25 protein-coding genes are annotated in these 24,710 nt (G+C 69.3%); 10 read left to right on the top strand and 15 right to left on the bottom strand.

Going from position 1 to position 24,710, the window contains the following annotated elements:
* Positions 1 to 54: 54 nt before the first annotated feature.
* Together AB4030_RS00090 and AB4030_RS00095 are read left to right on the top strand one after the other, a co-directional pair.
* Positions 55 to 1,209, top strand: coding sequence for a serine hydrolase domain-containing protein (locus AB4030_RS00090; RefSeq protein WP_442277132.1), 1,155 nt, complete (start codon positions 55 to 57; stop codon positions 1,207 to 1,209).
* 74 nt (positions 1,210 to 1,283) lie between these two features.
* The gene (locus AB4030_RS00095; RefSeq protein ID WP_442277133.1) at positions 1,284 to 2,237 is read left to right on the top strand and encodes an alpha/beta hydrolase; all 954 of its coding nucleotides are present in this window, start codon (positions 1,284 to 1,286) and stop codon (positions 2,235 to 2,237) included.
* A 426-nt stretch (positions 2,238 to 2,663) separates the two neighbouring features.
* Here the strand turns inward: AB4030_RS00095 and AB4030_RS00100 are convergent, their stop codons facing one another.
* On the bottom strand, positions 2,664 to 2,984 hold the full coding sequence (locus AB4030_RS00100) for a hypothetical protein (RefSeq protein ID WP_442277134.1): 321 nt from the start codon (positions 2,982 to 2,984) through the stop codon (positions 2,664 to 2,666).
* A gap of 292 nt (positions 2,985 to 3,276) precedes the next feature.
* Between AB4030_RS00100 and AB4030_RS00105 the strand changes: the two genes are divergently transcribed.
* Together AB4030_RS00105 and AB4030_RS00110 are read left to right on the top strand one after the other, a co-directional pair.
* Positions 3,277 to 3,711, top strand: a complete 435-nt coding sequence (locus AB4030_RS00105; RefSeq protein WP_442277135.1) for a GNAT family N-acetyltransferase — start codon at positions 3,277 to 3,279, stop codon at positions 3,709 to 3,711.
* Between the two features lie 161 nt (positions 3,712 to 3,872).
* Positions 3,873 to 4,547: a hypothetical protein gene (locus AB4030_RS00110; RefSeq protein WP_442277136.1), complete on the top strand. Its 675-nt coding sequence runs from the start codon at positions 3,873 to 3,875 to the stop codon at positions 4,545 to 4,547.
* A 99-nt stretch (positions 4,548 to 4,646) separates the two neighbouring features.
* Here the strand turns inward: AB4030_RS00110 and AB4030_RS00115 are convergent, their stop codons facing one another.
* Together AB4030_RS00115 and AB4030_RS00120 are read right to left on the bottom strand one after the other, a co-directional pair.
* Entirely contained in the window at positions 4,647 to 5,252 is a 606-nt protein-coding gene (locus AB4030_RS00115) for an MBL fold metallo-hydrolase (protein ID WP_442277137.1), read from the bottom strand.
* A gap of 161 nt (positions 5,253 to 5,413) precedes the next feature.
* Positions 5,414 to 5,836 (bottom strand): hypothetical protein, encoded by a 423-nt coding sequence (locus AB4030_RS00120; protein WP_442277138.1) that lies wholly within the window; start codon positions 5,834 to 5,836, stop codon positions 5,414 to 5,416.
* A 133-nt stretch (positions 5,837 to 5,969) separates the two neighbouring features.
* Here AB4030_RS00120 and AB4030_RS00125 point away from each other — a divergent pair, with 133 nt between their 5' ends.
* Positions 5,970 to 6,344: a hypothetical protein gene (locus AB4030_RS00125; RefSeq protein WP_442277139.1), complete on the top strand. Its 375-nt coding sequence runs from the start codon at positions 5,970 to 5,972 to the stop codon at positions 6,342 to 6,344.
* 950 nt (positions 6,345 to 7,294) lie between these two features.
* On the opposite strand, the gene AB4030_RS00130 is transcribed toward AB4030_RS00125, so the two are convergent.
* The 10 genes from AB4030_RS00130 to AB4030_RS00175 all read right to left on the bottom strand — a co-directional run bounded on the left by AB4030_RS00130 (position 7,295) and on the right by AB4030_RS00175 (position 16,787).
* The gene (locus tag AB4030_RS00130) at positions 7,295 to 7,642 is read right to left on the bottom strand and encodes a hypothetical protein (RefSeq protein ID WP_442277140.1); all 348 of its coding nucleotides are present in this window, start codon (positions 7,640 to 7,642) and stop codon (positions 7,295 to 7,297) included.
* Positions 7,643 to 7,742: 100 nt separating this feature from the next.
* Positions 7,743 to 8,471, bottom strand: a complete 729-nt coding sequence (locus AB4030_RS00135) for an SDR family NAD(P)-dependent oxidoreductase (protein ID WP_442277141.1) — start codon at positions 8,469 to 8,471, stop codon at positions 7,743 to 7,745.
* An 11-nt stretch (positions 8,472 to 8,482) separates the two neighbouring features.
* Complete coding sequence (locus AB4030_RS00140) at positions 8,483 to 9,715, bottom strand: sialidase family protein (RefSeq protein WP_442277142.1); 1,233 nt, start codon at positions 9,713 to 9,715, stop codon at positions 8,483 to 8,485.
* Positions 9,712 to 10,506, bottom strand: coding sequence for an HpcH/HpaI aldolase family protein (locus AB4030_RS00145; RefSeq protein WP_442277143.1), 795 nt, complete (start codon positions 10,504 to 10,506; stop codon positions 9,712 to 9,714). The genes AB4030_RS00140 and AB4030_RS00145 overlap by 4 nt, the downstream gene beginning before the upstream one ends.
* Entirely contained in the window at positions 10,503 to 11,486 is a 984-nt protein-coding gene (locus AB4030_RS00150) for an aldo/keto reductase (RefSeq protein WP_442277144.1), read from the bottom strand. The genes AB4030_RS00145 and AB4030_RS00150 overlap by 4 nt, the downstream gene beginning before the upstream one ends.
* Entirely contained in the window at positions 11,483 to 12,331 is an 849-nt protein-coding gene (locus tag AB4030_RS00155; protein ID WP_442277145.1) for an ATP-binding cassette domain-containing protein, read from the bottom strand. The genes AB4030_RS00150 and AB4030_RS00155 overlap by 4 nt, the downstream gene beginning before the upstream one ends.
* Positions 12,324 to 13,247 (bottom strand): ABC transporter ATP-binding protein, encoded by a 924-nt coding sequence (locus AB4030_RS00160; protein ID WP_442277146.1) that lies wholly within the window; start codon positions 13,245 to 13,247, stop codon positions 12,324 to 12,326. The genes AB4030_RS00155 and AB4030_RS00160 overlap by 8 nt, the downstream gene beginning before the upstream one ends.
* Positions 13,244 to 14,200 (bottom strand): ABC transporter permease, encoded by a 957-nt coding sequence (locus tag AB4030_RS00165; protein WP_442277147.1) that lies wholly within the window; start codon positions 14,198 to 14,200, stop codon positions 13,244 to 13,246. Before AB4030_RS00165 ends, AB4030_RS00160 begins: the two co-directional genes overlap by 4 nt.
* Positions 14,197 to 15,129: an ABC transporter permease gene (locus AB4030_RS00170; protein WP_442277148.1), complete on the bottom strand. Its 933-nt coding sequence runs from the start codon at positions 15,127 to 15,129 to the stop codon at positions 14,197 to 14,199. The genes AB4030_RS00165 and AB4030_RS00170 overlap by 4 nt, the downstream gene beginning before the upstream one ends.
* A gap of 23 nt (positions 15,130 to 15,152) precedes the next feature.
* Complete coding sequence (locus AB4030_RS00175; protein ID WP_442277149.1) at positions 15,153 to 16,787, bottom strand: ABC transporter substrate-binding protein; 1,635 nt, start codon at positions 16,785 to 16,787, stop codon at positions 15,153 to 15,155.
* Between the two features lie 245 nt (positions 16,788 to 17,032).
* Between AB4030_RS00175 and AB4030_RS00180 the strand changes: the two genes are divergently transcribed.
* Genes AB4030_RS00180 through AB4030_RS00190 form a run of 3 tightly spaced genes read left to right on the top strand, consistent with a single transcriptional unit; the run spans position 17,033 to position 20,197 of the window.
* Positions 17,033 to 18,394 (top strand): four-carbon acid sugar kinase family protein, encoded by a 1,362-nt coding sequence (locus tag AB4030_RS00180; protein ID WP_442277150.1) that lies wholly within the window; start codon positions 17,033 to 17,035, stop codon positions 18,392 to 18,394.
* Positions 18,391 to 19,398 (top strand): 4-hydroxythreonine-4-phosphate dehydrogenase PdxA, encoded by a 1,008-nt coding sequence (gene pdxA, locus AB4030_RS00185; RefSeq protein ID WP_442277151.1) that lies wholly within the window; start codon positions 18,391 to 18,393, stop codon positions 19,396 to 19,398. Before AB4030_RS00180 ends, pdxA begins: the two co-directional genes overlap by 4 nt.
* Positions 19,399 to 19,408: 10 nt before the next feature.
* The gene (locus AB4030_RS00190; RefSeq protein WP_442277152.1) at positions 19,409 to 20,197 is read left to right on the top strand and encodes a DeoR/GlpR family DNA-binding transcription regulator; all 789 of its coding nucleotides are present in this window, start codon (positions 19,409 to 19,411) and stop codon (positions 20,195 to 20,197) included.
* A gap of 81 nt (positions 20,198 to 20,278) precedes the next feature.
* Here the strand turns inward: AB4030_RS00190 and AB4030_RS00195 are convergent, their stop codons facing one another.
* Together AB4030_RS00195 and AB4030_RS00200 are read right to left on the bottom strand one after the other, a co-directional pair.
* Positions 20,279 to 22,678, bottom strand: a complete 2,400-nt coding sequence (locus AB4030_RS00195; RefSeq protein WP_442277153.1) for a phosphoketolase family protein — start codon at positions 22,676 to 22,678, stop codon at positions 20,279 to 20,281.
* 127 nt (positions 22,679 to 22,805) lie between these two features.
* On the bottom strand, positions 22,806 to 23,000 hold the full coding sequence (locus tag AB4030_RS00200; RefSeq protein ID WP_442277154.1) for a CsbD family protein: 195 nt from the start codon (positions 22,998 to 23,000) through the stop codon (positions 22,806 to 22,808).
* 131 nt (positions 23,001 to 23,131) lie between these two features.
* On the opposite strand from AB4030_RS00200, the gene AB4030_RS00205 reads away from it, so the two are divergent.
* Positions 23,132 to 24,166, top strand: a complete 1,035-nt coding sequence (locus tag AB4030_RS00205; RefSeq protein WP_442277155.1) for a cation diffusion facilitator family transporter — start codon at positions 23,132 to 23,134, stop codon at positions 24,164 to 24,166.
* Complete coding sequence (locus AB4030_RS00210) at positions 24,163 to 24,675, top strand: methylated-DNA--[protein]-cysteine S-methyltransferase (protein WP_442277156.1); 513 nt, start codon at positions 24,163 to 24,165, stop codon at positions 24,673 to 24,675. Before AB4030_RS00205 ends, AB4030_RS00210 begins: the two co-directional genes overlap by 4 nt.
* Positions 24,676 to 24,710: the final 35 nt, after the last annotated feature.

Consider the following 24,710-nt stretch of genomic DNA (forward strand, 5'->3'; position numbering starts at 1 on the left):
AGGGCCAGTCTGCGCCGAACCGAGCATCCCAAAACCGATCCTCCCAGGAGTGTCATGACCGTTACCGAGTACGAGGGACACGTCGCCGCAGGTTTCGGCCTCGTCGCCGACGCGTTCGCCGCCAACTTCGACCAGCGCGGCGACACCGGCGCCGCCTGCGCGGTGTACGTCGCCGGGGAACTGCTGGTTGACCTCTGGGCCGGTACCACCGACCGCAGAGGTAACACCGACCGCACCCCGTTCACGCACGACACCCGTAGCGTGCTGTTCTCGGTCAGCAAGGGGGTCACCACGATCTGCCTGCTCATGGCGGCCGAAGCAGGCCACCTCGAGCTCGACTACCCGGTCGCGCACTACTGGCCGGAGTTCGCCGCCAACGGCAAGGACACGATCACCGTCCGGCAGGTCCTCGCCCACCAGGCCGGTTTGATCGCCCCCACGGAGCCGCTCACCGCGCAGCAGGTCCGCGACTGGACCCCCGTGACACAGGCGCTGGAAAAGCAGGCGCCGCTGTGGGCACCCGGCACCGCATACGCCTACCACGCCATGACGGTGGGATGGCTCGCCGGGGAGGTGCTGCGCCGGGCCAGCGGATCGCGGCCCAGCCAGTGGCTACGCGAGAAGATCGCAGAACCCCTCGGCCTGCATGCGAGCTTCGGAGCCCACCTGGATGACCCCGACCTGGCGCTGATCGGAGAGCCCCTGCCCACCGCGCCCGGCGCACCGCCCGTGATCGACGCTGTCGACTCGGCGATGCTCGACCGGGTGATGGGCCTGGGCGCCTTTAACGGGTTGGACCTGTTCAACGCCGTGAACCGCGCGGAGTGGCTCGAGCCGGAGATCCCCGCCGGCAACCTCGTGACCACCGCCCATGACTTGGCCAAGCTCTACGCCGCAACCGTCGGCGAGGTGGACGGGGTGCGGCTGCTGCAGCCCGGCACCGTCCGCGACGCCCGGCTCCCACTCTCGGTCGGCGCACCGTACGTCGGTGTGGACGAGGGGAACCGGTGGGGAACTGGCTTCATGATCGACTCTCCCCGCCGGGGCATGACGGGCGCCGGAAGCTTCGGCCACGACGGCGCCGGTGGCCAGCTGGGGTTCGCCAACCTGGAGCAGCAGCTCTCCTTCGGGTACCAAACCCTTCGCCCCGGCGGCGTACCGGACGACCGTGCCGAAGCGCTCTGCCGTGCCCTGCGCGCCTGCCTGTAACCAGCGTTCAACTCCGTAGCGCAGCGTCCAACAAGTTCGCGTGCCTTCCGACACAAAGTAAAGGACACACCACCATGCCTCTCGACCCGTTCCTCGAGCCGCTCGTCGCCAACCTCCCGCCCGTCCCCGAGCAGATCGATGACTTCCCCGCCTTCCGCGCCCAGGACGCCGCAGGCGCCGCTGTGATGGTCGAGCAGTTCACCGAGCCCGGTCCGCCGGTGCGGTCCCGTCGCACCGTGACCATCCCCGTCGACGGCGGGAACATCGACCTCAAGATGTTTCACCCCGAAGGCGACGGGCCGCACCCGGCTCACCTCTACATCCACGGCGGAGGCTGGATCGCGGGCACCATCCACACCCCGTACATCGACATCACCTGCCAGGAACGCTGCGCCGGCGCGGACTGCGTCGTGGTGGCCGTCGAGTACCGCAAAGCCCCGGAACACCAGTTTCCCACCGGGCTCAACGACTGCCAGGCGGCGCTGATGTGGATGTTCGATCACGCCGACGAGCTCGGGATCCAGGTCGATCGGGTCAGCGTCGGTGGCGGATCCGCCGGCGCCAACCTCGCGGCCGCCCTGTGCCTCAAACTGCGAGACGAAAACGGCCCCAAGCTGGCTCTACAGCTGCTCGAGGTCCCTGCCCTCGACCTCACCCTCGCCAGCCCATCGATGCACCGGAACGCCACCGGATACGGCCTCGACCTGACCACCATCGAACAACTGCTGCCGTACTACCTGCCAGCCCCCGAGGACGCCACCCACCCCTACGTCTCGCCGCTTTTGGCCAGCGACCTATCCGGTCTGCCGCCGGCGTACATCATGTCCGCCGAGTACGACCCGCTCTGCGATGACGGCCAGCGGTACGCCGACCGGCTCAACGCGGCCGGGGTCAAGGCGACGTACTCGCTGCAGGAAGGGCACATCCACGTCTCGTCCGCGCTCACAAAGGTGATGCCTTCCGCCCGTGACTGGCGCACCGAGATGATCGCCGCACTGAACAACGCGAACGCCGGTTTGTCCCAGTAGTGCAGGCGGTGATCAGACGCCCCAGGCGGTCATGCCTCTGCCGAGTCAGTGCCTGCCTGGGGCCCAGGTGTGGGGGCCGGGTTTCTTCGCTCTTGCTCAGCTGGCGCCGCGCGTCTAAGGAAACGCCGAGGAGGGGGTCGAGCTGCCGCGGAGAGAGTCGACGGGGAAATCTGGCGACGTCGGCGATTACGTCCGATAACAGTTCGATCTGGCCGAGCAGCTGATTGTCGACGAACTCCCCACCGCACTCGGGTGGGAAACGCAGGTACCGGATTTGTCCGTAGGGCGGGCAACCACAGGACCATCGACGCGGCAAAGCCGACCCACCACATCAGAAGTTGGTCACGAGAACATCCTCTATTGCCGCTCGCAGGATGAGCCCCAGCTGGGGCCGTCAGCAGCGAACGGAGCTCGGGCGCGGTGCGATCAGTGCGAGACAGTCGCTGACCAGTGACGAGCCCGTCGGATTCCTTGCGCAGCTCCGACAAGCACGCCAGCGACACCCAGCAGCAGGCAAACCCACAACGACCAAGAGGTCACATACGCGACGGCAAGAAAGACCAGCGGCCCAAAGATCATGCCGTCGAGCACGGGGTGACGACGCTCCCACGCAACCACCGTCTTGGGCGCGATCGCCATTCCCAGTCCTACCCCGCCGTACACGATCAGCGCCACGACTCCGATCAACCACCCACGCTTAGAGATGACCGCCAGTATCAAGGAAGCCACCAGTGGCACGAGCACCACGCGCACCCACATTGGCGCAACCCACCCGGGGGACCCAATCGGTTTCTCTCGCACAGCCGGCCTCCACCACTACCACGTGTCTCAGGTCGGCCTGGAGTCTGCCACAGGCGGCGATCCCTCGGTCGGCGACCGTTGACGTGAGGAGGCGGAAGGTACCCACTCGTGCTGCACCACACACTCCTTGGCCTCGCTAGGGACCACAGGAGAGTCACCTCCGTACGCGCGCTCATGCCGCGTCTCGAGAAGGGGCGGGCTGTCTCCCCGGTCGACAGGTGGCTGACAAAATGGCGATGTGAGCGCCCACCGCAGCACTGACTACGAGATCGACTCCGACCTCGCCCGGATGGATCTCGATCGTGTGCATCAGTGGCTGTCCACCGATGCTTACTGGGCGCTCGGGCGCACCCGCGAGACCGTCGAGACTGCGGCGCGCAACTCGTTGAACTTCGGAGCGTTTACTAGTGACGGGACTCAAGTCGCCTACGCGCGCGTTGTGACCGACCATGCGACCTTCGCCTGGCTTTGCGACGTGTACCTCGACCGCGACCACCGCGGCCAAGGGCTGGGCACCCGATTGTCGGAGGCCGTCGTTGCCAAGCTCCGGCCCATGGGTCTCAAGGGGGTGCTGCTCTCGACCCTCGACGCACACGACCTCTATGCCCGCGTCGGATTCGTACCCATGCCCAACCCTGAGAAGCTCATGATCCTCGACCAGTCAGGCAGCTAAGCCTTCGCACGCTCTTGCCGCGTTGAGGGCGGCTACGCTCGCCCGATCATGCCGCTGATCGGCCGTGCCGATGAGCGTGCGTCGAGGCCCGGCGCAAAACGACGACTGAGGCGGGGTCGGAGCGGCGTCACTGCAGTTCCAAAAGGTCCCGATCTGCAACGATGACGCTCATGATGGCCGATCTGCTGGACTCACTTCCGTCGCCCGTGCGGCTGCGCCAGCTCTGCGTTGCGCTGGCCGTTCTGGACGTGGCGATGAGCCCGGATGATGAACCGGATGACCGCATCTTCCGATTCGACCCCCGCGACCCGTCCGGCGTCGCCATGGCGAGCATGGACAACGGTCAAGGCGACCGCTATTACATCGCTTTTGGCGAAACAGCCGTGTTCGGTTGGGGTTTCGCGCACGAGTACCCCATGAACCCCTTCATGCGGACGCCCGTCGAGGTATGGCCTGGCCTCCTCGACGGCATGCCTGCACCCCTGGAGTCTCTGACTCAGGAGGAGCGTTTCCAGCTTGCCAACACGTTCATGGCGACCGCCGCGTTCTGGAGCGAGGACGGGCGGACTTGGGGCGCGGGATCCGCCACAGCGCCGCCTGCCGACCCGAGCGCTGATGGGGCGGCGGAGCTGTTCGAGTTGCTCCTCGAGGGCGACCCTCAGGCCTACGTGCGCTTCGCTCAGGAGTACTTCGAGCTGGACCCCAGCGAGGTGGCCGTGGGCGCCGTTTATCGATCGGAGCCGCTTGATCCCGCGATCCTCGCCGAACTCAACGCCGACGCGGAGTACGAGGACGTGCGTGAGCAGCTTGACGCTATGGGGCTTTCCGGGGCCTGACCAAACGTCCGGAAATGCCGCGATCGGCGAACCGGTGCCGATACTCCACACCCCCGGGTTCTCCGCGACCCCGAACCTCGGCTCGGATGAGCATGGCCCTTAGAACTCACGTCCAGGCTCAATCCAGCTGTACGCCCCATTCCCGGCCTCGCTCAGCCACCGGCCGATGCTGGCCGTGGCTCGCTGATTGACCTGGCCGTCGTGGATGCCGGTCGCCCGCTCGGGACTGACCTCCCGCAGGAAGTCCACGGCCTCCACTGTCTTGAGCCACGATGCTTGCAGCGGCACGAGCAGAGTGTGTACTGGCTCCCCGGGCGTGGTCAGGGCATCCCCGGGATGGTAGATCGGGCCGGCTGCCGTCTCGATGATGTAACCGACGTTGGGGCAGGTCACTTGAGTCGGCAAGACCTGAGCGTGCCAACCGCCGGCCATCCGCACCGTGACGCCTGCCACGGTCACTTCGTCCCCGGGATGGACAGGGGTGTAAGGGACTCCGTGCAGATTTGCCCCCGCGGGCGCCCAGATCGGGAGTTCCGAACCGACGATGCGAAGCATGTCGGCATGATCGCTGTGTTCATGGGTGATGAGTACTGCGTCGGCAGCCAGCAGGGCTTGCGGCTCACTCCAAATGCCGGGATCGACGACGAGCACGCCCTGACCGTCATCGACAGTCACGCACGAATGCGTCCAGCGAGTCAGTGCCATGAAGGCACGCTAGGCCAATGCGGCGTGTGTCAGGGAAAGGGCTCGCTCATGCCAATAGGCCTATCCAGCGAGCTCTGCGGTCGGTACACGGCGCGTAGCGGCGAAGGACTCCACGGAATCTCGCCCGGTCATGCCGCAGATGGCGCGGTCATGAGGCACGCCTACGAACGGCGGCTTGCTCGTACGAATCGGGCTTGATCGACTGCGGTTGCCATGAACAGCAGGGACCCGAACCACAGCCATGGATCGCCGGCGATGGCGAGCACGGCATAACCGATACCTGCCAGCGCGCACACGACCACATCGGCAAGGAGGTCACTCATGCCGGCCCGCCGAATCTGCGCCACGTCCAGACGAGCTAACGCCGACGCGTACACGCCACAGCCCAGGGCCAGCCACGAGACCCCCGTCGCGGCTACAAACAAGAAGTGCAGATTCTCTGACAGCGGGACCTCGAAGCCCCACAGCGCGGTGATGACCGCCACCGTCAATGCCGCAATCACAGCGGCCCACGCCACCACCCGTTCCTTGGTGATCGGGATTGGATCTTCGATCGGCGGATCTGCGCGCCACCTGACAGCCATTACCGGTTCCCCTGCACGCGTGGATCGTAGAGGGCGCTCAGCTACGACAGCAGAGAACGCATTCGGTAGGTGACCGACGTCCGATCATGCCGCTTCCCGCTCCGCCCGCCACGGCTCTTGTCACAATGCGCAGATGGACTTCGCCGCTGCCACGACCGCCGCGCTTGACGGCTTGTTGACGCAGGAAGGCTTCATGGCCGGGCAAGGCGGGGAAGCCGAAGTGATCTACTGCGCGAGCCATGACGAACTCAGCGACCGGTTCCCGCGGCTCCCGCAGGCGAACGCCCAGCCGCGGGGCATCGGGTGTTGCATCGATCTGGTCATCGATCTGCACGAACCGGGCGTCCAGGTCGTGCTCGAGGGAGAGCCGCTCCCGAGGACACTCCGCGCTCTCCATCTCGACGAGGCGGCGCAGTCTTTAGATGGGGTCGGCACGATGCCGCTGGCGGCTGCCCTGGAGTCGCTCGTCGACGTCCTTCCACAGCTCTTTCGCGCCTCAAGGCCGTGAAAAGGTCAACGCGCTCATGTACCGCTGCGCGCCTGGGTGGCAGTGGAATCGGGATGCGGTTCAGTGAGGACTTTCTGTACTGGCTCAAGCTGCGCCTTCGGCGCAGAAAAGCGCGGGGACCCGCGGCAGGGACCCCGCGCTGCGGGCGGCGCTGGCGCGCCGTCCTCGCGCACCCCGCCGCCCCCACGCTTCTGACGAGCTCATGGCGGAGCCCGACCTGCTGAGGACCCCCGCATGAGTGGCGTCGACGATCCGCTGGGACTCAGGCGCCCTGACGAGGGAGGCCCCAGCCGTCGTGCTCCGCGTCGGCTCCCAGGGAGGACCACTGCCCACCTCGAGAGACCGGCGGTGTCAAAGGCCCGCGCGGCCGGCTCCCGCAAGCGCCTTCTGCGCGGCACCACCCAGCCCAGCTCGTCCAAGTCACTGCGCAGACCCGCGCGGTGCATTCCTGGGGCATGCCGTCCGGAACGGTCGCCCTTGATACCGGAGCTACAGCAGGCGATCACATGGGCGAGCACCCACGCCAGGGCCGCGGACGCGATGGCGCATTCGGCTGCTAACGCTGACGCAATGCGCGTGCTCACGTCGCGCGGTTTCTTGGGGGCGCAAAAGGGGCACGTCGGCTCGAGATGCCACGGCAGCCGGCGGCAACCAACCCTCACCACCCATGCTCGAAAGTCCTCACGGACCAAGGGCGCCACACCCCTCCGACCGACTTTTAATCCGCCGGTCGTCGGTTCGAGCCCGACGGGGCCCACCCACGCATTTTCTTGCGCAGGTCAGGCACTGTCTGCCCCGTTCGCCTCTTCCGTGTCAGCACGGTCGGGGGCTTTGGGCGGCGCGCAGTGAGGCACGGCCCGTCGAGAGCCAGCGCCGGGGCGTCAAGGCCATCGCCGAAAGACCGGCGTCAACATCGGAGGTCATGGCCGCCGGCCCAGGGCCTCGAGGAGTCACGTCGCCTGGTCGTCGTAGTACAGGGACTCCCCCACAGGCGTCAGGCACAGACTGACCCACACACTCGGCCCCGTCTCGAGGTCCCAGGGCTCGGTCGCAGCAAGTACATCCGTGACCTCGCCGTTGGACATGACGGCGTCCGGCTCCGACAACCGGAACATGCTCACAAGGTCCATTTCCATGAGCCGCCGCACCAACGCGCGTCCAGCCGCGATGCCCATGGGGGCCTGTGTTGGGCCGTCGCCCATCTTCCTGGTCAAGGCGAATTCCCATAGCGGAGATTCCTCCGAGGCCATCATCATGACGTCACGCTCGGCCTCGCTGAGGTCTGCCCAAGCCACCATGCGGGGATTCTGACACTGCGGGGACGAGCACCGGGGTTCTCGCCGGCACGCGCACTGGACCGGCCACGCCGGGCTGATAGCGACCCTGCCCCCGGCGGTGTCAGGAGAGCGATGCGCCGCCGCAGATCACGAACGTCTGGCCGGTGATCATCGTCCCGCTCGGGTCGAGAAGGAAGCGGGTCAACGCGGCGACCTCGGCGGGTTCGACAAGGCGCCCGAGCGGCGGCACCACCGGCGGCACTGACGCACGGTTCGGGTCCTCGAGCATGGCCGTCCGGGTCGGCCCGGGCGCGACGACGTTGACCGTGATCCCGCGCGACGCGAGTTCGGCCGCCCACGCGCGAGCCATCGCGGCGAGCGCGGCCTTCGTGGCGGCGTACTGGCTCTTGCCGGGCACCCCGGTCATGGTACGGCTGCCGACGAGCACGACGCGTCCCCCGTCGCCGAGGACATCGACGAGGCCCCCGACGACGAGCTCGGCGCCGCGCACGTGCACGGCCCACATGCGCGCGCCCTGGTCGGGGCGCAGCTCGTCGACCCGGGCGGAGAACTGCAGACCTGCGGCGTGGACGATGGCGTCCACGCCGCCGGTCGCGGTCTCGCGCACCGACCGCACGGCCTCGCCGGCTGAGATCACGTCAGCCAGGTCGCACGGCACCCACGTGGCGGCGTCCGGCAGCGCGCCGCGGGAGCGGCTGAGCCCGACGACGTGCCACCCGGCACCAACCAGGTCGGAGGCGATGGCCAGCCCGATGCCCGAGCTGGACCCCGTGACGACCGCGGTGCGTGTCTCGCGCGCGTCAGGCGGGGTGGAGGCCTCCTCGGGCAAGCTCGGCGCTGTCACCGGGATGGGCCCCGGAGGCGGTCGACGACGTCCCTGGGCAGGTGCACGTGCTTGATGGCCCGCCGGTGGTAGGTGAACGCCACGTGCAGGTCACCGTCCGGCCCCGGCAGCACCGAGGGGTAGGAGAGCTCGCGGTTGAGTCCGTCGCGGGAGTTGTTCGACATGCAGTAGCCGTCCCCCGTCTCGAGGTCGACCATGACCGGCCAGGTGCGTCCCTCGTCGGGGCTCAAGCCCAACGTCATCGGTGCCCGTGGTGCACCCCAGAAGGCCTTGGGTCGGTCGTCCCCGGCGTCGAGGGAGGGCTCGGCCAGCACCGGCCCGTCGATGCCGTCGCGCACGCCCTCCTCGTCGATCTCGTCGTAGAGCGACACGCGACGCTCGGTGGCGTCGGCAGCCGAGCTCCGGTTGAAGACGAGCGCGATCTCGAGGCCACCCGTCGAGGCGGCCTGGATGGACGAGTTGTTGTTCGGCAGGACGGTCGGCGTCGGTTCGGCCCAGGTCAGGCCGTCGTCGTTCGACGTCGTCTCCCAGATGTGGTCGGCCCACCGGCTGCGAAAGCATGCCCAGAGCGAGCCGTCCTGTCGCACAATGACGTTCATGTGGACGCAGCCGAGCGAACCGAGCACCTCGGACTCGCTCCAGGTGACGCCACCGTCGTCGCTCCACCAGACGCTGGACGTGTCCTCGTTGCCGACCCACTTCTCCCCAGGCACGGTCGTGCAGTTGAAGACGGGCAGCAGGATGCGACCGCTCGCGAGCACGACCGGCGGCTGACGGACGAAGACGCCACCGGCGTCCGTCGCCGGCAGGAGCACCGTCGGCGGCTCCCACGTGGCCCCGCCGTCGCGCGACACGCGGCGGCGCACCTCGGAGGTGTCCTGGTTGCCAGCGACCTGAGCTGTGTAGAGCAGCCACACCGCGCCGTCGGGAGCGGTGAAGAGGATCGGGTTCTGCTCCGACCGGGTCGGGTCGTCGCTGAGCGCCACCGGGTCGAGCCACGTGTCGGAGCCGACCGGCAGACGGGAGAGGTACGCCGTGATGTCGCTGACGCCCTCCTGCGTGCCGCCGAACCACACGCAGGCGAGGTCGCCGTTCGGCAGCCACGCGAGGTTGGCCGCGTGGCACTGCACCGTCGGAGTCGGGAGGTATGCCGTGTGGCCGCCTGCGTCGCGCGCGCGCAGGACACCATCGGTGACCACGGCGTCGCTGGTGGTGTCGGCCGTTCTCACGACTCGCCCCGCGCCGCCTTGAGGTGGGCCGTCGCGGCCTGCTCGAGGTGGATGAGGTCGGAACTGACGGTGGCAAGCGTGAAGCCTTGGCCAAGGCGCTTGGCGGCGACCTCTCCACTCGGCGTGTGGAACCCGGCCGCGATCCCGGCCGCCTCGGCCGCGGCGAGCACTCGCTCGACGGCGGCCTCGAAGACGTCGTCGACGGCGGGGTCGGTCGATGTCGCGCCGCCGACGGCGAGGCGCAGGTCGGACGGGCCGATGTAGAGGCCGTCGATGCCGGGCGTCGCCGCGATGGCCTCGACGTTCTCGAGACCTTGGGGCGTCTCGATCATGGCCAGCACGATCGTCGCCTCGTTGGAGTCGGCCGGGTTGGGGCCAATCCGGAGCTGGGAGCGCATCGGGCCATAGGACCGGATGCCGGCCGGGCCGTACTTGGCGTAGGAGACCGCGCGGGCGGCGTCCTCGGCCGTGTTGACGAGCGGCACGATGATGCCGGCTGCGCCCGAGTCGAGCGCCTGGCCGATGAGGAACGGGTCGTTTGCGCCGACGCGGACCATGCCGACGGACTCACCGCCGGCATCGATGGCCGTCATGCCGGCGAGGATGCCCTTGTAGTCGAGCAGCCCGTGCTGGGCGTCGAAGCAGACGTAGTCGTAGCCGAGGCGTGCGAGGCGCTCGGTCGACACCGGCGAGTCGATGATGACCCAGTAGCCAAGGATCGTCTCGCGCGCCCGCACCCGGCGGGCGTAGCCGAGGACCCGCTCGCGGCTGCGCTCCATCGCCGTGCTCATCGGTTGTACCCCGGCATGGAACCGGCGATGGCCAGGCCGGCCTGGTCGCATGCGGCGACGACGTCGGCGGGGAGCGGACCGGCTTGTGCGGCAGTGATGTTGGCCTCCAGTTGGTGTGGTTTGGATCCGCCGAGCAGCACCGAGGTGACGACCGGCTTCGAGAGCAGCCAGCGCAGCGACAGCTCGGGAAGGGTGATGCCGGCCTCCGCCGCGATGGCGCCGAGGGCCTCGATGACCGCGAACGTCTCGGCGTTCCAGTAGCGGTCCTTGTACATCGTCGAGAGGGCCGACGAGCCGAAGCGGCCCTCGGTCGGCGACTCCGAGAACGAGTGGCGGCCCGTGAGCAGGCCACCGCCGAGGGGGTTGTAGACGATCGTCGCGAGCCCCTTCGTCGTCGCGAACTCGGCATACTCCGCCTCGATCCGCCGGGCGACGAGGTTGTAGAGCTGTTGCGCGAGGACGGGTCGCGGCGTGCCGAGGGCATCGCACGCGGCGAAGACGTCGCCGACCTGCCACGCCGAGAAGTTGGAGACGCCGATCGTGCGGACCTTGCCCTCCTTGACGAGCTCGCCGAGGGCAGAGACGGTCTCGTCGATCGGCACCGAGCGGTCGGGCTGGTGGAGGTAGTAGACGTCGACGTGGTCGCTGCGCAGCCGGCGCAGGCTCGCCTCGAGCGACGACCGCAGGCCGGCGGCCGACAGCAGCGGCGCGCCACCCGCGTCGCCCGGGTAGATGCCGGCCTTGGTCGCGACCGTCGCGGCGTCACGGCGGCCGGCGAGGATCTCGCCGAGCATCTCCTCGCTCCGCCCGGCGGCATACCCGTTGGCGGTGTCGAGGGAGGTGATGCCGGCGTCGAGCGCCGTGTCGACCATGGTGCGCGCGGTGTCGAGATCGACGGTGTCGCCGAACGTCATCGTGCCGAGCACGAGCTGCGACAGCGGCTGCTCGAGTCCGGGGAGGTCGGTGGTGGGGAGGGTCATGAGGCCTTCTCGGTCTCGGCCGCCCGCGAGGCGGCGATGTGGCGGATGAGGTGGCGTGGCTTGATGCCCGTCATGAGTCCGGGCTCCAGGGCAGAACGACGCAGTCGCTGGGTGTAGTCCTCCTGCGGGCGCGACAGCAGGTCGTCGGTGCGCCCGCTCTCGACGATGCGGCCGGCCCGCATGACGATCGTGTCCTGCGAGATGGCCCGCACGACCCCGAGGTTGTGCGAGATGAAGAGGTAGGTCAGCCCGGTCTCGGCCTGGAGGTCGGCGAGCAGCTCGAGCACCTGCGCCTGCACCGATACGTCGAGGGCGCTCGTCGCCTCGTCGCACACGAGCAGCTCAGGGCCGGACGCGAGCGCCCGGGCGATCCCGATGCGCTGGCGCTGCCCGCCGGAGAACTCCGGGGGCTTGCGACCGAGCGCCGTGCGCGGCAGGCCGACGCGGTCGATGAGCTCGGCCGCCTTGTCGCGCTGGACCTTTCGAGACCTCTCTCCACGAACCGCGATCGGCTCGGCGACGATCTCCTGCGCCGTGAGGTGTGGGTCGAGGGACCCGTACGGGTCCTGGAAGACCATCTGCACGCGGTGCCGGAGCGGGCGGAGCTGCTTCTCGGTGAGCTGCGCGAGGTCGGTGCCCTCGAGGTCGATGACTCCGGAGGTCGGCTTGAGCAGCCGGACCAGCGCCTTGGCGATCGTCGACTTGCCGCAGCCGGACTCCCCCACGATCGCGAGGGTGCCGCCGCGCGGGACGCTGAACGACACGTCGTCTACGGCGCGGAAGACGTCCTTGCCCGTGCCGTACTCGACGACGAGGTTGCTGACGGTGAGCAGGTCCTCAGCCATGCGTGGTCTCCTTCACGAGGGAGGGGTCGCCGGCTGCCGTCGGCTCTGCCTGCCCGACGGGGTCACTGGTGTCCGGGACGTCGCTCACGGCATACGCCGTCGGTACGGTGGCCGCCGGATCGTGCCAGGGACCCAGCTCGGGGATCGCGCCGAGCAGCTTCTGGGTGTAGGGGTGCTGGGGGTGGTCGACGACGTCGGTGACGGGGCCGCTCTCGACGAAGACGCCCGATTTCATGACGTGGATGCGGTCACTCATGAGCCGCGCGACGCCGAGGTCGTGCGTGATGAGCAGGAGCGCGATGCCCGTCTGCTCCTGCAGCTCGAGCAGCAGGTCGAGGATGCCGGCCTGCACCGTGACGTCGAGGGCGCTCGTCGGCTCGTCGGCGACGATGAGGTCGGCGTCGGTCGAGACGGCCATCGCGATGAGGACGCGTTGGAGCATGCCGCCCGAGAGCTGGTGCGGGTAGGCGTCGTACTGCTTCGCGGGGTTGCGGATGTGCACCTGCTCCATGAGCGAGAGTGCCCTGGCCTTCGCCTCCGCCTTGCTCAGCTTGGGGTACTTGATGCGGACAGCCTCGGACATCTGCCGGCCGACGGTGCGGATCGGGTTCAGCGCCGTCATCGGGTCCTGCGGGATGAGCGCGACGGTGCGCCCGCGCAGGGCGTTGATGACCTTGCGGTCGCCCGTGACGTCCTGGCCGCCGATGCGCGCCTCGCCGGAGATGACGGCGAGGTCGTCGGGCAGCAGTCGCAGGATGGCCATCGCCGTCGTCGACTTGCCGGAGCCGGACTCGCCGATGATGGTGACGGTCTCGCCGCGGTCGATGTGGAAGCTGACCCCGTCGACGGCCCGCACGACGTTGCCGTCGCCGACCATCAGCTCCACCTGCAGGTCGGTGACCTCGAGGACGCTCATGACTGGTCTCCCTTCGCACGGCGCACACGGTCGCGCAGGCCGTCACCCATGAGGTTGACGCCGACGACGAGCAGGGCGATGACGATGCCCGGGATCGTGACGAGCCACCACTTGCCCGTGACGAAGAGCTCGCGTCCGTCGGAGATGATGCCACCCCAGGTCGGGTAGGGACGCTGCACGCCGGCCCCGAGGAACGACAGCGCGCTCTCGAGCAGGACCGCCTGGGCGAGCAGGAGCAGGACGACGACGAGGACCTGCTGGAGGATGTTCGGGATGACGTGGCGGGTGATGATCGACATCCGCTGGAGGCCGAGCACCCGCGCCGCCGCGACGTAGGGCTTCTCGCGCTCCACGAGCACGAGCGCGCGGGTGATGCGGGCCGGCTCGGGCCACTGCGCGAAGGCGATGACCAGGGTGATCACCGGGATGGACGGGCCGAAGAGCGCCACGACGAGCAGCAGCATGAGCAGCAGGGGCAGCGACATCTGCGCCTCGAGCAGGCGGGAGACGATGGTGTCGACCCAGCCGCCGAAGTAGCCGGCCGCCGCTCCCGCGACGATGCCGACGAGGCCCGACACGAAGATCGCGAGGAAGCCGATGACGAGCGAGGTCTGACCGCCGTTGAGGATGCGGCTGAGCAGGTCGCGCCCGTTGGGGTCGGTACCGAAGAGGTGGCCACTGCTGAAGGGCGGCAGCGACGACTCGGACAGGGCGCCGACGATCGGGTCGGGCAGCGGCAGGACGCGGGCCAGCACGACCGGGATCACGACGACTCCGGCGCAGATGGCACCGACCCAGATCTTGATCGTGCTGTAGCGGGCGCGACGGGCGGCGGCCGAGCGGCGCGCCAGCACCTTCGTCACCGCGGAGTCGCGGCCGAGGATCGAGCCCGGCACCTCGCTGAGGTTCGGGACCTGCGGGTGACCGGGCAGGTTCGGGGTGGAGGTGGTCATGCGCTCGCCTCTCCGAGACGGACCCGCGGGTCCATGAGCGGGTAGAGCAGGTCGACGAGGAGCTGGACGACGAGCGCCAGCACCACGGTGACGAGGACGGTGGCCTGGATGAGCGGGAAGTCGCGCTGCTTGAGGGCGTTGACGACGAGCTCGCCGACCCCTGGCCAGTTGAAGACGACCTCGACGATGACGACACCGTTGAGCATCGCGGCGAAGCGCGTGCCGAGGGCGGTCACGACAGGCAGCGCCGAGTTGCCGAAGGCGTAGCGCCAGGTCAGTGCCCGCTCGGAGATGCCCCGCGACCGCGCCACGGTCAGGTAGGGCGAGGCGAGGTTGACGACCATCTCGCGGCGCACGAGCCGGGAGATGAGCGCGATCTGGAGGATCGCGACGGTCAGGGTCGGCAGCACGATCGAGGCCAGCGAGTCGAAGCCGGCCGGGGCGAACCACTGGAGCTGCACCGCGAAGAGGATGAGCAGCACGAAGCCGATCCAGAAGTCCGGCATCGACTGGCCGGCAATGGTCCCGATGTTGGCCCCGAGCTCCGTGGCCGTGTTGGCCCGTCGTGCCATCCAGACCCCGAGGGGGATCGCGACGGCCGACGTGACGACGATCGCGGCCACCGCCAGTGTGATGGTGTAGGGCAGCCGCTCCAGGACGACCTCGAGCGCGGGGCGCTTGTAGAAGAACGACGTGCCGACGTCGCCCTGGAACAGGTGCTGCAGGAAGGTCACGAACTGCACCGGGATCGGCTGGTCGAGCCCGAACTGCACCCGGATGGCCTCGAGCTGGGCCGACGTCGGGTTGGGCGGCGCGTAGTTCGCCGCCGGGTCGCCCGGCGCGATCCGCAGCAGGACGAAGACCGTCGCGGTCGCGAGGAACGCGGTGAGGACGGTCTGTCCGATGCGCTTGAGGACGTAGTTCAACATGGGATCACCTGGGGTTGGACCGGTCAGGCCGAGACGACCGTCACGGAGCCGAGGTCGTAGGAGTTGATGGCCCGCAGCTTGAGCGTGGTGACGCGCTTGCGCTTGGCGAGGACGTTGTTCGGCGTCCAGGCCCACATGGCCGGCCACAGCGCCCAGATCTTCTCCTGGGCCTGCGACAGCAGGTCGTTGCGCTTGGCCTCGTCGGCCTCGGCGCCGGCCTTGTCGAGGAGCGCCGAGACCTCGGGGACGACGAAGCCCTGGTAGGTGTCGCGCGTCTTCTCCTTCTCGGCCGTGCCGCCGTACTGTCCCACGAGGTTGGTCAGGGCCAGACCCGTCTGATTGCCGTAGCCGTTGGCGAGCACGTCCCAGTCGCCGGCCTCGCCGCGACGCCAGGCGTTTATCTCGCCACCCTTCGGGATCATCTTGAGGGTGGCCGTGACCCCGACCGCGGCGAGCATCTGCGAGATGGCCTCGAGGACGCGCGAGGCGCCGGCGAACTCCGAGTCCTCCCAGATGAACGTCAGCTTGAGACCGCTCGCGCCGTTGTCGGCGAGCATCTGCTTGGCCTTGGCCGGGTCGTATGCGTACGCCCCCGTCTTGGCGAAGCCGGCCAGCGTCTTGGGCACGACCCCCTCGGCCGAGGTGACCTGGTTGTTCATGAGCGCCTTGATGAGCGAGTCGTGGTCGACTGCGTAGGTCAACGCCTCGCGCACCTTCGGGTTGGCGAGCGGGTGGCCCGCCGGCTTGCGGAAGTTGAAGAAGAGATGGATCAGGCGAGTGCCGGGCGTCTCGATGACGTCGATGTCGGACTTCGTCTTGAGCGCCGTCGCCGACTCGGGCGTGATGGTGTCGATGACGTCGGCCTGGCCGGAGGTGATCGCGATGACGCGCGCGCCCTCCTCCTCCTGGTAGGAGACCTTGACCGTATCGAGCGCCGGCTTGGTGCCCCAGTAGTTGTCGTTGCGGGTCAGCGTGTAGGTGCCCGTGCCGGTGTCGGCGTTCGCGATGACGAAGGGGCCGGTGCCGAGGCCGTTGCTCAGCTCCTCGGCCTTGTTGTCCTTGGCCGGGGTGATGAGGATGTTGGACATCAGCGAGTTCAGCGTGACGACAGGAACCTTGGTCGTCAGTGTGAAGGTCTTGTCGTCGACCTTCGTGAAGGTGGGCTGCTCCGGGAACTGCGACGCGACGTAGCCGGCCTTGACCTCGAAGTAGAGCTTGAGGGCGGTCTCGACGTCCTCGACGGTGACCGGCGACTTGTCGGAGTAGTGGACGTCGCTCCGCAGCTTGACGGTCCACACCGTGGGCTTCGTCTGCTCGAAGGACTCGGCGAGCACGAGCTCGGGCTTGAGGTCGTCGCCGATCTTCGTCAGCGCCTCACGGACGGCGCGCTGGACGGTGACGGCCGCGTCGTACTGGTTCAGCTTGTTGTCGAGGCTGACCAGGTTGCGGTTGAGCACGATGCTCAGTGTGCCTCCCGCAGCCCCTGCGCCGGCAGTGCTCGCGCTGTTGGCGCTCTTGGGCCCGGCGCAGGCGGCGAGGGCGGGAGCGAAGAGGGCTCCGGCGCCGGCCAGCGAGGCGAACTTGAGGATCGAACGACGCGAGACCTCCCGCGCCGGCAGGTCAGACAGGGGAAGCATGGCGGGCGAGTGCTGGGGCATCGGGACTCCTCGTTGAGCGGTGGCCTCTCCGTCGGTGGCGCGCCATGCGCCCCTCGGAGTTCACCAACCTTCGCACCATTGCGTGATTCGCGCAATACCTGTAGCGTTTTTTGTGAAGGAAGGTCCGCCGTACGCCAGCCAGCACATCTTGCCGACGGACGCCCCTCACGTTCACCATCATCGGCAAGGTCGCCAACCTCCTTGCTGCACAAGCGTTCTCGCCCCACGCACGGGAAGGAGGAGCCATGGCCACACTGTCCCTGGGAATCGTCGCAGACGACCTGAGCGGCGCCGCCGAGTGCGCATCACATGCACTCCTGCGCGTTTCGCGCAGCACCGTGGCTCTCACCGCCGTCTCCCCGCGCGACGCAGCATCAGGTCCTGCCAGCGCGGCTGGCGACCCGGACGCCGAGACGGCGACCGACGCGGTCGTCCTCACCGTCGACACCGACTCGCGACGCCTGGCTCCTCAGGACGCGGTGCGCACAGTGCGCGCAGCGGCCGCCCTCGTCACGAGTGCTTCAGTCGTCGTCAAGAAGGTCGACTCCCTCCTGCGCGGGCACGTGGCGGCCGAGGTCGCCGCCCTGGCCGCAGAGCTGCACCGCACGCCCGTGGTGGCCGTCACCAACCCCGCACTCGAGCGCGTCGTGCGGGGCGGCGTGCTGCACGTCGCGGGCACTCCCCTGCACGAGACCGACCTGTGGGCCGTCGAGCCCACGACCGCGCCCGCCCGAGTCGCGGAGGCCCTCGCCCCTCTGCCGACCAGGCACGTGCCGCACGCCACGGTCGCACTCGGCGTGGCGGCTGTCGCCGCAGCTCTCGCCGCAGCCGCGGACGCCGGCCTCGTGGCGGTGTGCGACGCCGAGACCGACGCCGACCTCGATGTCGTGCATGCCGCGGCCGTCAGCTCCTCCACCGGCTCTGGGACCCTGCTCGTCGGCTCGGGTGCGCTGGCCGACGCGGCCGTCCGAGCCCTCCCCGACCATCGCCCGGCGCACCGAGCCGCGCACCGAACCGCGGCGACCGGTGACGCACCGTACGCGCTCGAGGAGCCGCGTCCATCGTCCCTGCTCGTCGTGCTCGGCACCCGTGCCGCCGGGGTCGGTGCGCAGATCGAGCAGGTGCGCGCACACGCAGCGGAGACGCTGCTGCTGCAGCCCACCGATGTGCTCGGCGACCCGGCCGCACTGGCTGCTCGGGTCGGCGACCTCCCCACGCACGGGACTGTCGTCGTCGCCCTGGATCCCGCCGCCCCGGCCGACCCGGCCCGTTCCCGCGAGCTCATCGACGCCCTCGCCACCGCCGTGGCACCCCACCTCGACCGCTACGACGTCGCCTTCCTCTCCGGCGGCGAAACCGCCCGCGCCGTCCTCGACCGGCTCGACGTGACCTCCGTCGACGTCGTCGCCGAGGTCGAGACGGGCACCGTCGTCAGCCGCCGCCCGGGCAACCGTCTCGTCGTCACCCGGCCCGGCAGCTTCGGCGACCCGAGCTCGATCGTCCGCGTCGCCCAGCACCTGCTCGGCGACGGCGCACCCCGCCATCCCGCACCCACTCACACCGCAACCCGCGTCACGCCCGGCGCGACCACAGAGGAGAACTCATGAGCGTCGCCCTTCCCCGCATCGCCGTCACGATGGGCGACGGTGCCGGCATCGGCCCCGAGATCATCGTCAAGGCGCTCGCCGACCCGCACGTCGCGACGATGGCCCGCGTCGTCGTCGTCGGTGACGCGCTCCGCCTCAAGCAGGCCGCCGACATCGCCGGCCTGCCGGTCGACATCGTCACCATCGACGACGTCGAGGAGGCGAGCGAGACCGCCGGGCGGATCAACGTCATCGACCTGGCGCTGCTGCCGGCCGACCTCCCCTTCGGCCAGCTGTCCGCCGTCGCCGGCGACGCGGCCTACCACTACATCCGGGTCGCCGCCGAGCTCGCGATGGCGGGCAAGGTCCAGGCCATCTGCACGGCCCCGCTCAACAAGGAGGCGCTGCACGCGGGCGGACACGTCTTCCCCGGCCACACGGAGCTGCTCGCCCACCTCACCGGCACTCCCGAGGTCTCGATGATGCTGTCGACCGAGAGGGTCAAGGTCATCCACGTCACGACCCACATCGGTCTCCTCGACGCCGTCGCCCGCATCGAGCCGGGTCTCGTCGAGCGCGTCATCCGCCGCGGCCACCAGGCCCTCGTCGACGCCGGCAACCCGAACCCGAAGATCGGGGTCTGCGGCATCAACCCTCACGCAGGGGAGAACGGCCTCTTCGGCTACGGCGAGGAGGAGTCGAAGATCAACCCCGGTGTCGAGGCCGCGCGCGCCGACGGCATCGACGTGCACGGCGCCCTGCCGGCAGACACGCTCTTCTTCCTCGCCGGGCGCGGCGACTACGACCTCGTCGTCGCGATGTACCACGACCAGGGCCACGGCCCCGTCAAGGTGCTCGGGCTGGAGGCCGGCGTCAACGTCACCATCGGACTGCCCGTGATCCGCACGTCCGTCGACCACGGCACCGCCTTCGACATCGCCGGCACCGGTGTCGCCGACCACCGGTCGATGATCGAGGCGCTGCGCCTCGGCGCGGAGATGGCGCCCCGGCCTTCGGACGCCTAAGGTGCCCAGCGTGGCGAAGCACACCGCACAGACGCGTAGGGGCGAGATCGTCCGCCTCGCCACGACCAGTGGGCTCGCGAGCGTCGAGGAGCTCTCCGACCAGCTCGGGGTCACAGCCTCGACGATCCGCCGCGACCTCGCCAAGCTCACCGCGCAGGGCAAGCTCGCCCGCACGTATGGCGGCGTCATGAGCCTGGCCCACCACCCGGAGGCCTCGCTGCGCCAGCGGCTCGGCGAGGCGCATGCCGCCAAACGCGACATCGCCCGCTGGGCGGCCGACCAGATCGAGCCCGGGGAGACGGTGCTCCTCGATGCCGGCTCGACGATGGGTGCCCTTGCCGACGCCATCACCAAGACGCCCGAGCTGACCGAGCTGACCGTCGTCACGGCCGGCATCAGCGCAATGGGCACGCTCACCGACAGCGTCGGCATCGACGTCATCGCCCTGGGCGGCCGGCTGCGCCCTCTGAGCCAGGCCTTCGTCGGCCCGCTCGCCGAGGCCGCCGTGCAGCGCCTGTCGTTCGACCGCGCCTTCATGGGCGCCGACAGCGTCCACGCCGAGCGCGGCATCTGCGAGGCCGACCTCGAGCAGACCCGGCTCAAGGAGCTCATGATGAGCCGGGCCGAGCACACCTACGTCCTCGCGCACGCCGACAAGCTCGGCCAGTCCCTTTTCCACGCCTGGGCCGTCATGCCGCACCACTGGACCCTCGTCACCGACGAGTCCGCCGATCCCGTTGCGCTGCAGGCCTTCCGAGACAACGGCGTCGAGGTCGTCGTCGCGCCGCGACGCGACTGAGCTCGCTGGTCACGCACCCGACGAGAAGCGGGCGTATGCCGTCAGCCGGGCCTCACGGCATACGCCCGCTTCTCGCGTGGCTCAGTCCTCGACGACGGTCGTCATGACCCAGTCGCGCACCTGCGGCAGGTCCTCGAGGTGCTCGACGATGTAGTCCTGGTGCTCGGCCAGCTGGGCCTCGCACCACGCCTTGACCTCGCTCGCCCCGCGCACCTGGCGCCCGGCGTTGTTGATGGCGTCCATCACGAGGGAGTAGCGGTCGACGCCGTTGCGCACGACCATGTCGAAGGGCGTCGTCGTCGTGCCCTCCTCGCTGAACCCGCGGACGTGGAAGCGGTCGGCATCCGGCCGGCCGTGGACGAGCTGGTGGATCGCGCCGTGGTAGCCGTGGAAGGCGAAGACGACGTCGACGTGGTCGGTGAAGAGCTCGCCGAAGCGCACGTCGTCCATGCCGTGGGGGTGGCTGCGCGCCCGCGGCAGCGTCATGAGGTCGACGACGTTGACGACACGGACCCGCAGCTGCGGCAGCTTCTCCTTGAGGATCTGTGCCGCGGCGACGACCTCCATCGTGACGACGTCACCGGCGCAGGCGAGCACGACGTCGGGGTCGCGGTCGCCGTCGTCGTTGCCGGCCCAGTCCCAGAGGCCTGCCCCGGCAGCGCAGTGCGCGATGGCCTCGTCCATCGTCAGCCACTGAGGCTGGGGCTGCTTGTCGATGACGATCAGGTTGACGTAGTTCTTCGACCGGAAGCAGTGATCAGCCACGGAGAGAAGGCAGTTCGCGTCCGGCGGCAGGTAGATGCGCGCGACTTCCCCTCGGGCGTTGAGGACCGTCTGGATGAGCCCCGGCCCCTGGTGCGAGAAGCCGTTGTGGTCGTTGCGCCAGGCCGTGGACGTCAGCAGGATGTTGAGGCTCGGCACCTTGGCCCGCCAGTCGAGCTTGTTGGCCTCCTGCAGCCACTTGCTGTGCTGGACCGTCATCGACGCGCTCACCATGGCGAAGGCCTCGTACGTCGCGAAGAGCCCGTGCCGACCGGTGAGAGTGTAGCCCTCGAGCCAGCCGTGGCACGAGTGCTCGGACAGCACCTCCATGACGCGGCCGTCGTGCGAGAGCTTGACGTCCTCGTCCGTGACCCGCTCGGCTGTCATCCGGTCGGAGACGTCGAAGACGGCGCCGACGCGGTTGCTGTTCGTCTCGTCGGGGCTGAAGAGCCGGAACGTCGTCGGGTTGCGCACGTAGAGCTCGCGCATCAGCTCACCGATGGCGCGCGTCGACTCCTCGCGAGTGCTCGCCGGGGACGGGACGTCCCGGGCGTAGTCCCGGAAGTCCGGGATGTCGAGGTCCCTCGTCAGCACGCCACCGTTGGCATGCGGTGACGCGCTCATGCGGAGGTCGCCCTGCGGGTTCGCCTGCAGGACGGTGTCGCTGGGCCTGCCGGACTCGTCGAAGAGCTCCTCGGGCCGATAGGACCGCATCCACGTCTCGAGGAGCGCGAGGTGGTCGGGGTTGTCCTTGACCCCCGACAGCGGCACCTGGTGCGAGCGCCACGTGCCGGTGACCTTGACGCCGTCGACCTCCGCGGGGCCCGTCCACCCCTTCGGCGTGCGCAGCACGATGAGCGGCCACCGTGGGCGCTCCCCCATGGTCCAGCCGTCCGCGCGCGCCTCCCGCTGGATGCCGCGGATCCGGTCGTATGCCGTCGCGAGCGTCTGCGCGAAGCGCTCGTGCATGCCCGGCACGTCGTCACCCTCGACCTCCAGGACGTCGTAGCCATGGCCCTCGAGCAGGCCGCGCACCTCCGCCGGGTCCTTGCGGCCGAGCACCGTCGGGCCGGCGATCTTCGCGCCGTTGAGGTGCAGGATCGGCAGCACGGCGCCGTCGCGACGCGGGTTGAGGAAGGAGATCCCCTTCCACGAGCCCTCCAGGGGGCCGGTCTCGGCCTCGCCGTCTCCGACGACGGCCAGCGCGAGCAGCTCGGGGTTGTCCATGACCGCCCCGAACGCGTGGACGAGGACGTAGCCGAGCTCGCCGCCCTCGTGGATCGAGCCGGGGGTCGTCACCGACACGTGGCTCGGGATGCCGCCCGGCGCGGAGAACTGCCGGAAGAGGCGCCGCACACCGTCGCCGTCGCACGTCACCTTGGGGTAGACCTCGGAGTAGGTGCCCTCGAGGTAGCCGGCTGCGACGAGCGCAGGACCACCGTGCCCGGGGCCGGTGAGGTAGATCGTCTCCTGACCGGTGTGCCGGATGACCCGGGCCATGTGGGTGTAGACGAAGGACAGGCCGGGACTCGTGCCCCAGTGGCCCAGCAGTCGCGGCTTGATGTCGTCCGGCACGAGCGGCCGCTTCAGCAGCGCGTTGTCCTGCAGGTAGATCTGCCCGATCGTCAGGTAGTTGTTCGCGCGCCACCACGCGTCCATCGAGGCGATCTCGTCCGCGGTGGGGGCTGGCACGGAGGTCGTCGTGGTCGTCGTCGTCACAGCAAGGCCTCTCCTGGGGAGTCGTCCGTCCCGTCGAGCCTCACGGACCGCAGCCGGGCTGGCAAGGGGCCCGGACAGAGCAGTGGGCCGGCCCCTTCCGGGACCGGCCCACCCCACTCCGGAAACGTCAGCGGTCGAAGGCGTCCTTGACGTCCTTGCCCGCATCCTTGAGCTGCTCGCCCCGCTGCTTGAGGTCAGCCGAGGCCTGGTCCTGATTGCCCTCGGCCTCGAGTCGCTCGTTGTCGGTGACCTTTCCGGCGGCTTCCTTGGCCTTGCCCTTCAGGTCTTCACCCATGTTGCTGGCCTTGTCTTCGATACCCATGTCAGGGCCCCTTTCGCCTTCGATCGGATGCCTCTCCCCTACCCGGTCACCGTGGTTCGCCACCACATCGGGCCAGTCGTCCGCGAGGGTCGTGTGCGCACGGCGTCGGTGGCCTTTGCGACACTGGAGGGGTGACCACGATCCCGAATCCCGCCTCCGAGGTGTCCCCGTCGTCCGGACGCGCGCCGCAGACGCGAGACCTCAGCCGGTTCGCCTACCTCTCCATCGCGGCCGCCGTCGTCACGATCACGCTCAAGGTCATCGCCTGGCGCATCACCGGCTCGGTCGGCCTCCTCTCCGACGCGGCCGAGTCGGTCGTCAACCTCGTCGCCGCGATCGCCGTGCTCATCGCGCTCAAGGTGGCGGCCATGCCCGCCGACAAGAACCACCACTTCGGCCACACCAAGGCGGAGTACTTCTCCGCGGCCATCGAGGGGATGATGATCTTCATCGCCGCCCTCGTGATCATGTACACCGCGGTCGAGCGCTTCCGCAACCCGCAGCCCATCGAGAACGTCGGGCTCGGACTCGCCATCTCGGTCGTCGCCTCGGCCGTCAACGGCGCCGTCGCCGTCGTGCTCCTGCGGGCCGGCCGCCGCCACCGGTCGCTGACGCTCACCGCCGACGGCAAGCACCTGATGACCGACGTGTGGACCTCCGCCGGCGTCGTCGTCGGCGTGCTCCTCGTCGGCCTCACCCACGTCGAGCGGCTCGACCCCATCATCGCCTTCCTCGTCGGCGTCAACATCGTCTGGACCGGCTGGAAGCTCATCCGCGAGTCCACCGAGGGGCTCATGGACATCTCCATGCCCAAGGAGGACAACAGCGCCATCGCCGAGATCCTGTCGCGGTTCGTCACGCAGGAGGTCCACTTCCACGCCCTGCGCACGCGCGTCTCGGGCCACCACCGGTTTGCCGAGGTGCACGTGCTGGTGCCGGGCGCGTGGACCGTGCAGCAGGGCCACGACCTCATGGAGGAGGTCGAGGACACCGTGCACCGCGAGTTCGGCGAGATCGCCCTGACCTGCCACCTCGAGCCCTCCGAGGACCCCCGCGCCTACGGCGACTACGCCGCCGAGTTCCCCATCCCGACGCACGACGACATCGTCGCTGCGCACGGGGCAGCCCCGAAGGCGCAGCCGGGACGGGGCGACTCCGAGGCATGAGCCGCGCGCACGTCGTCGTGCCCTCGCCGATCGGCGACCTGACCGTCGTCGCCGAGGACGGCGCCGTCACGCACCTGCTCATGGACGCCGCGAAGTACCGTCCCGACGACCCGGAGATCTTCGGCGAGGTCGGTGACCTCGTCGACGAGCCGTTTGCGGCGGCCTCGGTGCAGCTCGCCGCCTACTTCGCGGGCGCCCTGACCGGGTTCGACCTGCCGCTCGCCCCGCGCGGCGACGACTTCCACCAGCGGGTGTGGGCGCTGCTGCGCGAGATCCCGTACGGCGAGACCCGCAGCTACGGGCAGCTGGCCCGCGCGCTCGGGGACCGCAACCTCGCCCAGGCCGTGGGCACCGCCAACGGCCGCAACCCGATCGCCGTCGTCGTCCCGTGCCACCGGGTCATCGGCGCCGACGGCTCCCTCGTCGGGTATGCCGGAGGGCTGGCTCGCAAGCGCTACCTCCTCGCGCTCGAGGAGCCTCCCGCAGACCAGTCCGGCCGCCTCTTCTGACCCGACGACCACGCGCCGAGGGGTCGCGACGTCCG

Source organism: Terrabacter sp. 2YAF2 (assembly GCF_052114705.1).
Taxonomy (GTDB): Bacteria; Actinomycetota; Actinomycetes; order Actinomycetales; family Dermatophilaceae; genus Terrabacter.